This window comes from Lutibacter agarilyticus, assembly GCF_900188235.1.
Classification (GTDB): Bacteria; Bacteroidota; Bacteroidia; order Flavobacteriales; family Flavobacteriaceae; genus Lutibacter; species Lutibacter agarilyticus.
Genome location: NZ_FZNT01000001.1, coordinates 14,641 through 29,070, shown reverse-complemented (window position 1 = coordinate 29,070; position 14,430 = coordinate 14,641). Strand labels below are relative to the sequence as shown.

The window sequence follows — 14,430 nt, the reverse complement described above, 5'->3', positions numbered from 1 at the left end:
ACAACATATAATTATGGGACAAATGACTGAAGCTGTAAAACATTTAATTATTATAAATGTACTATTTTTTATAGCACCTCAATTAATGCCAAACTTAGGATTGCAAAGTATGTTTGCCTTGTATTTTCCTGAAAATCCAAACTTTGGTTTTTGGCAATTTTTAACGCATATGTTTATGCACGGTGGTTTTAGCCATATTTTATTTAATATGTATGGACTTTGGGCTTTTGGAACGCCTTTAGAGCGTATTTGGGGTAGAAACAAGTTTTTGTTTTTCTATTTTTCAGCAGGTTTAGGTGCTGGCGCTATTTACACCTTGGTAAATTATTTTCAGTTTAACTCGGTTTACGAACAACTTGTGAGTATTGGATTGTCTCCAACCGAAATTCAAAATATTTTAGATACAGGCAGCTATAACTCTGGGATACTAACAAGTATTTCTGAATCAGATTTAAGCGAATTCTTTGCAACCTATCACACTCCTGCAGTTGGTGCTTCTGGTGCTATTTATGGGGTTTTAGTAGCTTTTGGAATGACCTATCCAAACGCAAAATTAGCATTGATATTTTTCCCGGTTCCTATTGCTGCAAAGTATTTTATTCCGGTCATTATTTTAGGAGATTTATTCTTTGGAATGACAAGTTATTCTATAGGAAATGTAGCGCATTTTGCGCATATTGGAGGTGCTTTAATCGGGTTTATTATTGCCTGGTATTGGAAAAGGAATCAATTTAAACGTTGGAATTAATTGGCTATTTTAAACGACATAAAACAGGCGTACTACAAAGCAAACGTAGTTGAAAAAATAATTTACGTAAACGTATTGTTATTTTTAATTACGGTATTGTTTCGTATATTTATCGTGAAATGGTTTGCATTACCTGCAACTTTTGAAGCATTTATATACAAACCTTGGACACTACTTTCTTATTTTTTCTTACATCAAAGGTTATTTCATATTTTATCTAACCTACTAGTTTTGTATTATGTAGGGAATTTATTTTTAGACTTTTACACCAAAAAACAGTTTTTAAATTTTTACTTTTTAGGCGGACTTTTTGGAGGTTTGGTGTTTTTAAGTTATTACTATGTAACAAATTCGTACGGAGCACCATTAATTGGAGCATCTGCAGCAGTTACTACAATTTTTGTAGCCATTGCAACTAAAATACCAAGGTATAATTTACAGTTACGCTTTATTGGCAGTGTTGAATTATGGGTATTGGCTGCCATTTGGGTAGTACTAAGTATTTTACAATTGGCTGCTCCTGATAAAGGCGGAGCTATTGCGCATTTAGGCGGAGCTATTTTTGGTTTTGTGTATGCCAAACAATTAGAGAAAGGCAACGATATTGGGAAATGGTTTGAAGCCATTGTTGATTATTTTGCAAACCTGTTTAAGCCCAGTAAAAAATCACATTTAAAAACGGTGTATAAATCAAAAAGTAGCACTTCCAAAACCAATGTAGAAAAGTCTAAACAACGTAAAATTGACGACATTTTAGATAAAATTAGTAAATCGGGCTACGAAAGTTTAACACAAGAAGAAAAAGATTTTTTATTTAGAGTTGGAAAAAAGTAAGCTATGAAAAACTTATCACTTTTTGATAAATTCGTATTTATTGTCAATTCTCTATTGGCAGCTATTACGCTTATATCATTTTCAAGCTATTATATTGCTCCAAAATCAATTCCATTTATCTCGTTTCTAAGCTTATTAATTCCTGTTTTCATATTACTCAATTTAACTTTTATAATCTACTGGATCATTCGTCTTAAAAAACAAGTAGCACTTTCAATCCTAACATTATTAATTGGTTTTCAGTACGTTTCATCCTTCTACAGCCTAAACGAAAAAAAAGTATTGTTAGCCAATGATGTAAAAGTAATGAGTTATAATGTTCGAATGTTTAACTTATACAATTGGATTGATGCTAAAAATATTGATGAAAATATATTTGACTTTATAAATGCTAAGGATCCTGATGTTTTATGCATTCAAGAATTTCATTCTTCTAAAAAATTAGGCTTCAAATTTCCTTATAAGTATGTGAAAACCGCTAAAGACGAAAATCATTTTGGACAAGCTATTTTCTCTAAATATAAAATTATAAAAAATGGTTCTTTAGATTTTGAAAACACATTTAACAATGCCATTTTTATTGATGTTTTGAAGGGTAAAGATACGTTGAGAGTGTACAATGTACATTTAGAAACTTTAAGGATAATTCCAAAACAGGAAGAAATTTCAAAAGAAAATTCTGAAAATTTAAAAATCAGAATAGAAAAAGCTTTTACAACTCAAGAAAAACAAATAGCATTAATTGTTAAGAGTCAAGAAGATTTAAAGCACAAATCTATTATTTGTGGCGATTTTAACAATACCGCTTTTTCTTGGGCTTATAAAAAGCTAAAAAATGGTAAAAAAGATGCTTTTGAAGAGGCCGGTGAAGGTTTTGGAAATACCTTCGATTTTCCTTTCCCTTTTCGAATCGATTTTATTTTACCTGATGAAGCCATTCAGATTAACAATTTTAAAACATACAATGTAAAATATTCGGATCATTTTCCAATTATGGCACGACTTCAATTTTAACTAAAAAATTATTTTACATAACAATATTTCATTTTAAAAAAAACTATTCAACACATGAAAAAAATAATATCACTCCTATTTATTTGTACGTTCTTTTTAGGATATGCTCAACAAAAAGAATTAAGTATTGAAGATGCTGTTTTAGGCTATTACAAAGGTTTATATCCTTCATCTTTAACTAATTTACATTGGGTGAAAAACACAAATACCTATGTGCATCAAAAAGATAATGAACTTATTTTTACAGATGCAAAAACCAATAAAGTTACTTCTAAATTAACTTTAGACCAACTTAAAAATACTTATTCAACATTGAAAAGATTTCCTCGAATTATGGAAATTTCAAGTGAAACATTGGTTTTTAGAACTGGCAATCAAATTGAAACTTACAATTACAAAACCAATGAAAAGGTACGTTTGGTTTCATTTGATCAACATGCAAAAAACACTGAATACAATAACCAAGCGAAAGCAATAGCTTATACGCTAGACAATAACTTATATATTGGAACTTCAACAAATCCAAGAATTGAGGTTACCAAACATAAAGACAAAAACATAGTTTCCGGACAAGCAATTCACCGTAGTGAATTTGGAATTGTAAAAGGTACTTTTTGGAGTCCGGAAGGTAATTATCTAGCCTTTTATCAAAAAGATGAAAGCAATGTTACCGATTATCCTTTGGTTGACATTAACACCTACCCTGCTACGCTAAAGAATATTAAATACCCAATGGCCGGACAAGGAAGTGAAAAAGCGAAGATTGGAATTTATAATGTAAAGAAAAATAAAACAGTTTACCTAACTATTGATACTTCAGATGAGCATTATTTAACCAATTTATCTTGGACACCTGATGAAAAATACGTGTTGGTTGCAGAAGTAAATAGAGGTCAAAATCATGTTTGGTACAATAGATACAATGCAAAAAATGGCGAATTTTTAAATACCTTATTTGAAGAAACCAATGAAAAGTGGACAGAGCCAGAATTTGCTGCGGTATTTTTACCAAAAAGTAACAGTAACTTTTTATGGTTAAGTGAACGTGATGGTTTTATGAATATATATGAATACACTACTGAAGGTGAATTGGTAAAACAACTAACCAACTTTAAATGGGTTGTTACCGGAATTTTAGGTTTTTCGGCAAATGGAAAAGAAGTTTTTATTACTGGTACAGGAACAGATGCTCGTGAATCTCATACGTTTAAAGTAAATTTAAAAAGCGGAAAATTTACGCAACTAACAACAACTAGTGGAACACATAATACCTTATTAAGTTCTGAAGGAAACTACCTAATTGATGGTTATAGTAGTTTATCCATTCCAAAAAATATAGAAGTTGTTGCTACTAAAAAATTAAAATCAACTTCAATTCACAAAGCTGAAAATCCTTTAAAAGATTTTGCTTTAGGAACTACCGAGTTTTTAACTTTGAAAGCGGCTGATGGTACAGATTTGTATGCAAAAATTACAAAACCAGCTAATTTTGATGCTTCAAAAAAATATCCTGTGTTAGTTTATGTATATGGAGGTCCGCACGCACAATTGGTTACCAATTCGTGGTTAGGTGGTTCAAGTTTATGGATGCCTGCTTTTGCTTCAAAAGAAAATTATATTGTATTTACATTAGACAACAGGGGTTCTGCCAATAGAGGTTTTGCCTTTGAAAGTGCTATTCATAGAAATTTAGGAGATTTAGAAATTGAAGACCAATTAACTGGAGTAGATTATTTAAAATCTCTAAATTATGTGGATGCAAACAGAATTGCCGTAAACGGATGGAGCTATGGAGGTTTTATGACAACTAGTTTAATGCTTCGTAATCCGGGTGTTTTTACGACTGCTGTTGCCGGTGGACCAGTAATTGATTGGAAATATTATGAAGTAATGTATGGCGAACGTTATATGGATACTCCACAGGAAAACCCTGAAGGATATGAAAAAACAAAAGTAGCCAACTATATTAAAAATTTAGATGGTAAAATGTTGATCATTCACGGAAGTGTTGATCCTGTTGTAGTACCTCAACACAGTATGACTTTATTGCAAGAAGCTGTAAAACAAAAAGTTCAAATCGACTTTTTTACCTACCCAATGCACGAACACAATGTTCGTGGAGTAGACAGAGCACATTTAGTTAAAAAAATGTTAGATTATATTATTGAAAATAATAAGTAGTAGATACTGCGTCATTCTGAACCAAGTTCAGCATGACATAGGTTTAAAATAGATCAGTTATAAATAAATTCAGTATGATGATTTTAATTAGCGAAGATAAAAATTCAGTTGTAACACTTGACAAAGGGGAGTTAATAAGTTACTTAAAAAACAACGAAGAGTTGATTCATCAAAAAGGAAATCCGGGTTGGCGTAATTCGGATACCGAAATGTTTCCTATTATTGGCCCTACTGATGCTAATAAATTTTTGGTTTCAACACCTAAAGGAAATTACAATCAAGATCAACACGGACTCTTAAGGGAGCTCGAATATTCAATCGAAAACCAAACAAAAAACACTTGTGTTTTCAAAAAGAAATATGCCGCATATACCGCAATTGAAAATTCAAAATTCCCTGACAAATCTCCTATTCGGTTAGTATCATGGCCGTACAGTTTTACGTTCAAAAAAATTATTGAATTAACCAATGAGTCATTAAAAATTACTTTTGAAATTATTGCTGAAAAAGGAATGCCTTTTATGTTAGGTTATCATCCAGCTTTTATGTTGAACGGTCATTCAGACGAACTTGTAACTACTCACAACCAGGAAATTAGCATTCCTGAAATTCAAAAAGGTGGTGATACTGCCTATCCGGTTTTAAATACTTCTGAAGTTTCATTAATTAAAAAAACAGGACTCAACTTAAACATTAAAACAAAAGGTTTCCATAATTTTATGTTGTGGACTCCAGCTACTAATATGTTGTGTATTGAGCCTATTACTGCTTACCCATATACGGGTGGTGAAATGCTTTCAAAAGAGCTGTTTAATAGTTCTAATGGTATAGATACTTTTGAAATCGAAATTGTTCCTTATTAGTATTTGTTATTGTTTCCTAAAAAATACAGATTACTATTGTAACCCTCAGCTTGACTAGGAGTCTTTCACATTGAAGCTCCTAAGCATTAGATTCCCGCCTGCGCTGGAATGACAAAAAACACCTGTTATGCCTGCATAGGTAGATATCCAAACGATAAAAAATAGTTCTCGATACCGTCACCTCGAGTGCGAAGCGTATCGAGAGGTATTGGTACGTTTTGTAATTCTATATCTTTTAGCCATATCAATTATTATTTGTTATTTTTAAATTAAAATTGTTCATAAAAATTACAGTTAATTAAACTTAACAACGCTTTATTTTTGTATATTTATAATTACTTCTAAAAGCATTATAACTAGCGGTTTTTAACAACTTCCATAAATATAGTAGATTATTTTGAAATTTAAAGTACATTAACTCAAAAAAAATTGTACTTTATTTAAACATATTATGTACTTAGCTATCCAAACTTACCCGCAACCTTGACAAGATTTATACCGTAACAGGTCAAAGTTTATGCGCATAATTGATAAGGTTTAATAGGGTATCGTTGCGTGTACGTTGGCGCAGATTTGTAATCTGTGACAAATGCTTTACGTTATTTTAATTCCTAACTTATTGTTACGGGCACGGAAAACATTTCCACGCTATCGTTACGTGTGACATATCCGCGCCATCGGGTTATTCCTAACTTATTGTTACGGGCACGGAAACATTTCCGCGCTATCGGGTTTTAATAGATTAAAATCTTCACTTTAATTTATACTACATTTTATATTTTCATTTTATTAAGTTTTATTTTAACCTTTCTTACAACCTAATTTATTTAACGTTCTACATAAACAAATGAAGGAATAATAAAATTCTTAATTATATTTTTGGGGCTTAATCCGGCTCCTGAAGCACTATTTGTAGCTACAATTACCAAATCAAGCTCAGGTACAATTGTTATATTTTGACCTCCAAATCCTGTAGCTGAATAATAATATATATTTTTACCTTCAACTGTTTTGTAAAACCTCCACCAAAAATAATTGTATTTAAAATCGGTGATTTCTTCACTGGTAGCCCTTCTCACCCATTCTTCACTTAAAATTCTTTTGCCATTAAACACACCTTTGTCTTTGTATAATATCCCAAACTTTAACATATCACGAGGACGAATAACCAAGCCTGTACCTCCATCTATTGTACCTGTCTGATCTTTGAGCCAATAATATTGTTTAATACCAAGAGGTTCAAACAAGTAGTTATAGACGTAATTTAAGTCTTGCATAGGCGAGTTTTTAAATATGGTATGCATTACAATTTCAGGACTCAATTCATGATATTTAAATTCGCCAATCTTACATTCATTTTGATTAGCTAACAATTGCTGAACCCAGTCTTTTTTAGTTCTTAAACTACGAGCAATTTCTAAAGGTTCAATTCCTGATTTATGATTTAAAACGTGTTTAAGAGTTATACTATCTAAACAAGGAATACCATTTTTATTAGGATAATAAAATGAAAGGGATGCTTCTTCATTTTTAATAAACCCATTGTCTATAGCAATGCCCAAAAGTGTTGATGTAAAACTTTTAGTGATTGAACTTACTCCATGTAAAGTATTGGCTGTATATCCGTGAAAATACTCTTCTAAAACCAATTTGTTTTCTTTGTAAATTAAAAGGCTTTCTAAGTTTGCCGTACTATCATTTAATTGTTTTTTTACAATGTTGAATATTGAATCATAGTCACATGCAATTTTACGAATGTCACCTGTTTTAATTTGATCGTTGTGTTTTTGAGGAATGGTATAAGTGTAATTATTTATCTTTTTTGATAATTTTGGCTTCACATCTATTTTGTCCGTTTTTGTAAATACATTATACAGTTTTTTTATTTCTTCAGCAGAAATTACTTCGCTAAAGACAGAAAACTCATCAATATATCCGCTGTAAAAAATATAATCATCCCATTGTAAGCCTAAAAATACGGGGTCTTTAGATGGCATATATCCATTTAACTCGTATTCGTGTTTAAGATCTCCATTTATATAAAGTTGGCCTTTTTTGTTTTTAGGAGAAAGGGTATATACTAAATGTGTCCACTCATTGAGAGGAAGTGTGTATTGTACAGATGTATCCTGCCAAAAATTATCGTAAAAGGTAAAGTTTAAGTTACGGTTTGCAGGCCATCCAAATCCGTATCTAAATTGTGATTTGGATTTATTTAGATTGGGCTTTGAAACCCATGTTGCCGCTATCTTGTATCTTGTAGGTGCTACCCAAATACTAATTGAAAAGTCATTATTGCTATTAAGGTACGGAATATCAAATGATATAAAATCGTCTACACCATCAAAAAATACTGCTTTATTATGTTCTCCTACCACCTTTGCTCCTGCTATAATAGTATTTTTGATAGTATTAATGTCTTCAAAAGTCTGAGTAAAGATCATATTTGTGCGACTTTGCCCCAGACAAATTATTACTGAAAGATTAAAAACCAACAATAAAATTTTGATTGTGTATTTGGGTTGTATGCTATTATTCATTGTTTCTTTAAATTTGAGTTAACATATACTATCTAAACAACAAACAATTGCATAATAGCTTGATATTAAATATAATATGTAATTATTTTTTAGCAATTAATTTTCGGGAACTTACAATAGTATAAATTTAAGTTTTATTTATTTTAATCGCATGAAAATTGTCAGGAAATAAAATTTAATGATAAAATATCCTCTTATTTTATAGGTGTAGCATATTAAAACAATGCTTTGACAAAATGAAAGATTCCCGCCTACAAGGGAATGACGGGTGTTATTGTTGGTTTTCGCCATTGCCTTTAGATTTACAATATCAAATTATTTAGCGTTGGGTGAAGCAGCGTACAAATAATACAATGGTAAGGGCGCGATGGTCAAAAGGATTTGATGATTTTATAGAAAAATAACATCAAACTCGATTTATTACATAAAATCACACATAACAAAAAAAGCCTTACAGTTACCTGTGAGGCTTATGAACTCTTTTTTCAAGATTACAATTTCCCTTTAACACTAACTTAATCTCATCAATTATTTTGAGTTTAAACTATGGTATAAATGTACTTTGTTATGATTTCTAAAGTTTACGGGTTTCCATAAATTACGTAATTTTTAATAATTCTAAATAAGTCCTAAGTCTTTTGACATAGCAACCAAGTGAGCTGGATTGTTTGCGTTAAAATGTTCTTTCAAAAATTTCAACCTTTTTTCAACCGCACTTACACTAGAAGGGTTTAAATTTAACTCTTTCAGCTTTTCACTTATTTGTCCTTGAAGTAAGCCTTGAGACAAACAATCAATTAAAAAAATATCGTATTCTGTAATTTCAACCGAATTATTGCAAGCTAATACACTTGCTAATTCTGGAGATATGTAAATACTTTCAGAAGTTTCTATCATATTTAAAGCCCTATTTAGCTCCCTTAAACCATCCCTGCTTTTCCAAACATAGGCATTGATATGATGTTCTTTAAAAAGGGTTTGAATGGTATACGCTTTGTCTTCTACAGAAAAAACCGCTATTTTTAGTTTAGGAAAATCGTTTCTTACATTTTTTATAAGTTGTTCTCCTGAGGTAATTTTTTGATTATTGTGATCTTGCTCAAATGATAGGTCGCTAATTAACAAATCAAAAGGTGCATTATTTAAATGAGCGCTTTTTAATTTCAATAGTGCTTCATCACAATACTGAACATAATCAATTTCTTTCACTCCTAACTTTTCCAACTCAGACCGAACTCCAAAATTAATAAAGTCCATATCTTCGGCTATTAATACTTTCTTGAACATAATTTGTTATTTAAAACTAATGATTGCTTTAAACCCTTTATTTAAGGTTGATGTAAAAGTAATAATACCATTTATGGATTTTATACGGGTTTCCATATTTACCAAACCATTTTTTAATTCTAGACTATTTAAAGCTACTCCTACTCCATTATCAGAGTACATAATACTTATATTTCCTTTCTCTTTTTCAAAAGATAAAGCAACTAATTTAGCTTTACTGTGCTTTTGCATATTTACTAGTAATTCCTGCAAAACTCTATAAATTTCAATTTGTTTGGTCTCCGATAAATTTTCTAAACCAACATTACTTATGTTTTTTAAAATAATAGTTGTTGTGCTTGAATTAAAATTATTTAGTAGGCTTTTTAAGGCTATTGTATAATTTTCACCCGTTTCAATGGCTTTGTTTTGGTGAGAAATATTCCTAGTCAACAAGTACACTTTTTCAAGATCATCTAACAGGTTTTCTTTAGGCTCTTCAATATATTGTACTCTGTTCATAATATTCACCACATTATTTGCAACTTCATCATGTATTTTCTTTGCAATGCTGGTTTCTGTTTGATACACTTCTGCCCTTTTCTCTTGCTTGTACTGCTGTTTTCTGTAGTACATAAAGCCTAAAAATAATAGCAAGGTAAAACCACTAGCAACTGACCCAGCAATATTGATTGTTTTTTCTTTTTGCAATGCCAGTTCTTTTTTTGCATTGGTAATTTTTAACTGTAAATTATCTTCACGGTTTTTTTCCGAATCAAATTTTAGCTTGGCATATTTATTTTTAGCTTTATTTTCAGCTTTATTCAAACTATCATTAATTCTTAAATAACGCGCATAAAAATCTTTTAGTTTTTTTGAATTATCAAGTGCAATAATTTTATTTAATGCCTCCAACTGGTCTTGCGGACTGTTAGATTTGATAGCCAAACCATACATTTGCTTTGCATAACCAAGTGCCTTTGTTGGATTTTCCTTTTTATACACTTCTGAAAGATGCGCGTAACTAGCAATTAACCCCCAAGTATCTTGCTCAGTTTGCCTCATTTTTAAAGCAGCCTCTAAATCGTTAATAATTGATGCTTCACCATTTAGCCATTTTGTATAAGCCAAGTTATCAAGTATTCTGGCTTTTGTTTTTCTACTTTTAATTTCAAGAGTGTTTAAGCTATCAAGTAAATTAATAGCATTTTCATACGCATTTAAATCTCTGTATGCATTTGCCTTATTCTGTAGGTATTTAATGGTGTTACTCTTGTTTGTTGAAATAGCAATCGCCTTATCATACCAATACAAGGCTTCTTTAAAATCTTCTTGTTTTCTAGATGAAATAGCTAAACAATTGTAAACTGAAGTTAAGTATTCTGTTTTATCTTTAGGCAGAAATTTCAACGCTTCAATTGCCGTAATATCACTACTGGTATAATCTCCTAAATCCGACTCTAAAATGGCTAAATAAGTCAACGTTTGCCCAATCATCAAACTATCATTCAAACTTCTATAAATTTCATTTGCGGTTTTATAATAAAAATATGCACTATCCTTTTTATGAGCTACATCTAAATAATATCCTTTCAAAAAAGCTTCTCCGGCTTGTTTAACTTTAAGCGTATCAGAAACAACTATTTCTTTGGAAAAAATAGTTGTTGAAATGAAACTACAAAAAAGAATATAGAGGAGTGATATGTTCATTTTTTTCATCGCTCTAAATTAAAACAATTGTTAAAATTAGAAGGCATTTTTTTATAATTCAAACTCATTTTAAATAACCTCTTTATTTTGTATGAATTAAGTAAGCTATTGTACCGCAAAAAAACAAAATAACTTCAATCTGTAACCATTAAACTAAAAGTGTAACTATATTTTAGATGTTAACTCAGTGTACAAAAAGAAAATATTTTGAATTATTTAAAAAAAGTGCTAAGGATAGCTGACTTTTTTTAAAAAAAACACTTATTTTGTACTGATTAATAGCTTGTTAAACATTGATTTTCATCACTCTTTTCAGTGAATTAAAATTTAATATTTATAATTAAGAATTATATGAAAAAATTTACTCTCATCACATCGTTGTTATTTTTGATATTAAATACATCTTTTATAAATGCCCAAACAAAAACACTGGTTTCCTCTACAAATCAAACTACTACAGCTGTTAGTTCTGGAATAAATAATAATATTTGGACTGATGTTACTTCAACACTTCTAACTTTAACAGCTGGCACAAAAGTGTTGGTAGAGGCTACAATTGAAGTTGATGTTGCTGGAGATAAAAAAGACATAGAAGCTCAATTTAGATTGACTGATGGTACAAGTGAAAGTGAAATTATTTCACGATTGGTTGAACAAAAATCTTACAATGATAAAGGGCTAGTCGCTATTTCATTTATTTTTAATTATGCAAGTACTACAGGTTCTAAAACTTTTACTTTGCAGCAATCAAAAAACCAAACGGGTAATCAAAAGGATGCATTTTCATCTAAAGCTATTATTACTGCTATTGAGATAGAAAGCACTGCTGTCGCATTACCAAACGGGCAAGGGTCTTTAACATCACTTTCAGCTAGTGATATCACTTTTTCCCAAGTTACTGCAACAAACGCTATTGTTTTGGAAAAACAAGCAACTATTTATATTGTTTCAACATTTTCAACAAGTACATCCTCTAATGCTGAAGCAACTGGAGAATGGGTTTTAAGAGAATCTACAAACGGAGGGACTACTTATACTACTATTGATGATACACAAATTACTAGGACAATTTTAGATGCTACTTCAATAGGGGCGGCTACTATTGTTACCTTGATTAATAGACCTGCAGGTACTTATAATTTTGAGTTAGCTTATAAAGTAAATTCGGGTAGTAATATAATTACCTCAGGAGCTACAATATCTGCTATTGCATTAAAAGGAACTGAGGCTACAGGAGGTGATGTTTTTGCATCTGTTGCCGCTTTGTTCAATTCAGATGATAATTCTACAAGTACTTATAAACCAATATTCGCTGAAACTATTACACCTCCTTCAAATGCTAGCAATCAATTATTTTTGCGTACTTCGTTTAATATGACTGCTACAGGAGGAGATATCGCATATGCTACCTATCAATTTGATAGCAATGCAAGCTTTACTAATTTTGAAATACAACGCTATGTACCTGATGGAAAAATAGGAAGTGGTGGTTTAATTGGTATTGTAAGTGGTTTAAATACTGGTAGTTCTTACGATATTTCTTTTGAACATAAAATCTCACCAAATCCAGGAAACACACTCACTACTTTTAATGTAAATGCTATTGGGTTTTATTTAACTAGTTCTCCTAAGTTTACTTGGGAGGGTAATACAGATAGTAACTGGAATACTGCTAGCAATTGGGACTTAAATGTTGTTCCGGGAGCTTCTGATATTATAACCATTCCCTCTGGAATGTCAAACAATCCTATTATAAGTACTTCTGGCAATCGTTGTTACAACCTTACTGTTGAAAGTGGTGCTTCCTTAACCGTAAATGCTGGTCAAGATTTAACAATAACTGGTAACTTAAATCAAGTTGGGTTATTAACTTTAGAATCAACAAGTACAACCTATGCTAGTTTAATTGCAAATGGAACAGCTACGGGCGCTGTAAATTACAAGCGTCATGTAAATATAGCTACAGCTAACGACTTAATTTCTGCACCAGTAACAGGACAAACTTTTGGTGATTTTTCTACAGACAATCCTACTCTTTTTCCAAACCCAGCAAATAACACTGAAAAACTTTTTGGTGCTTTTGATAACGATACGAATTTATATTTTACGTACGATACTGCTATTCCTGCGGAAGCAGCAATTATATTAACTCCTGGTATTGGTTACAGAGCAGGTTCTACAGATAATGGCACTTTCACATTTACAGGTACTGTAAACAATGAAACTGTAACGACTCCTATAAAAATTGGAGCATTTCCTAGTCGATGGAATTTAATTGGAAACCCATATCCTTCTTATCTAAAAGTCGAAGATTTTATAAACACCAACACAGCTGTAATGGATCCTACTACAGTAGCGCTTTACGGGTTTAACAATGAAACAGATTCAGGCGCTTCAGGAATTTGGACCATTTATAATTTAAATACTATAGGTACCAATCCATTAATTACTCCTGGTCAAGGGTTTTATGTTGCTGCTACAAGTACCACACCTGCTGATATCACATTTTCACCTTCAATGAGAAGTATTGGTAGTTCTGATGATTTTATTCAAGGGAAAAGCGCCAGTGAAAACTTAAATTTAAAACTTCAAATTACCAACAGCACAAAAAGTTTTAGTACCGATTTCTATTTTAACAACAATTCTTCGGTAGGTTTAGATCCTGGTTATGATGCTGCTGTTTTTGGAAGTTCAGCCCCTGAGTTCTCTATTTATTCACATTTAATCGAGGAAAATACAGGTAGAGATATGGCCATTCAATCTTTAAGCACTAAAAGTAGTACAAACGCTGTTGTTCCTCTTGGTATAAATACCAAAGCCGGGGAAGAACTTACGGTACGTATTACAAACTCAAACTTACCTGAAAATATCTTTATTTACTTAGAAGACAATGTAACCAATAAAATGACTTTATTAAATGAAGATGATTATACATTTATAGCTAATGAAAATTTAACTAGCACTGGGCGTTTTCACCTAAGTTTTAAAACGTCTAAAGTACTTACTGTTGAAGATGAATTACAAACAGAAACCGGTTTACAGTTATACACAACACCTAACAATATACTGTTTGTTAACGGAAAATTAAATGAAACTACCTCAATCTATCTTTTTGACATGCAAGGTAGAAAGGTTACGACACGCCAAATTCAAGCAAATAACATTTCAACCCAAATTGACCTTTCTCAATTTAACAGCGGAATTTATATAATACAGGTGATAAACAATTTAGTTAACAAAACAAAAAAAGTAATTATTAGATAATTTTTACTTT

General features: G+C 31.1%; 9 protein-coding genes. 6 read left to right on the top strand and 3 right to left on the bottom strand.

The window, feature by feature from the left end; all coding sequences use genetic code 11:
* Positions 1-13 precede the first annotated feature (13 nt).
* From CHB67_RS00090 to CHB67_RS00070, 5 genes are all read left to right on the top strand, one after another.
* The gene (locus tag CHB67_RS00090) at positions 14-748 is read left to right on the top strand and encodes a rhomboid family intramembrane serine protease (protein ID WP_089379708.1); all 735 of its coding nucleotides are present in this window, start codon (positions 14-16) and stop codon (positions 746-748) included.
* Complete coding sequence (locus CHB67_RS00085; protein WP_089379707.1) at positions 749-1,582, top strand: rhomboid family intramembrane serine protease; 834 nt, start codon at positions 749-751, stop codon at positions 1,580-1,582. It abuts the gene before it with no gap.
* Positions 1,583-1,585: 3 nt separating this feature from the next.
* A complete protein-coding gene (locus CHB67_RS00080; RefSeq protein ID WP_089379706.1) occupies positions 1,586-2,596 on the top strand; it encodes an endonuclease/exonuclease/phosphatase family protein in 1,011 nt (336 codons plus the stop codon).
* 54 nt (positions 2,597-2,650) lie between these two features.
* Positions 2,651-4,777, top strand: coding sequence for a S9 family peptidase (locus tag CHB67_RS00075; RefSeq protein ID WP_089379705.1), 2,127 nt, complete (start codon positions 2,651-2,653; stop codon positions 4,775-4,777).
* Between the two features lie 74 nt (positions 4,778-4,851).
* Positions 4,852-5,640: an aldose epimerase family protein gene (locus tag CHB67_RS00070; protein ID WP_089379704.1), complete on the top strand. Its 789-nt coding sequence runs from the start codon at positions 4,852-4,854 to the stop codon at positions 5,638-5,640.
* Between the two features lie 827 nt (positions 5,641-6,467).
* On the opposite strand, the gene CHB67_RS00065 is transcribed toward CHB67_RS00070, so the two are convergent.
* The 3 genes from CHB67_RS00065 to CHB67_RS00055 all read right to left on the bottom strand — a co-directional run bounded on the left by CHB67_RS00065 (position 6,468) and on the right by CHB67_RS00055 (position 11,156).
* Positions 6,468-8,084 carry a LamG-like jellyroll fold domain-containing protein gene (locus CHB67_RS00065; protein ID WP_176461174.1) on the bottom strand — a complete coding sequence of 539 codons (1,617 nt, stop codon included), beginning with the start codon at positions 8,082-8,084 and terminating at the stop codon, positions 6,468-6,470.
* Between the two features lie 714 nt (positions 8,085-8,798).
* Complete coding sequence (locus tag CHB67_RS00060) at positions 8,799-9,467, bottom strand: response regulator transcription factor (protein ID WP_089379702.1); 669 nt, start codon at positions 9,465-9,467, stop codon at positions 8,799-8,801.
* Positions 9,468-9,473: 6 nt separating this feature from the next.
* Positions 9,474-11,156, bottom strand: coding sequence for a tetratricopeptide repeat-containing sensor histidine kinase (locus tag CHB67_RS00055; protein ID WP_141119662.1), 1,683 nt, complete (start codon positions 11,154-11,156; stop codon positions 9,474-9,476).
* A 351-nt stretch (positions 11,157-11,507) separates the two neighbouring features.
* Between CHB67_RS00055 and CHB67_RS00050 the strand changes: the two genes are divergently transcribed.
* Entirely contained in the window at positions 11,508-14,420 is a 2,913-nt protein-coding gene (locus CHB67_RS00050) for a T9SS type A sorting domain-containing protein (RefSeq protein ID WP_089379700.1), read from the top strand.
* The last annotated feature ends 10 nt before the right edge of the window (positions 14,421-14,430 follow it).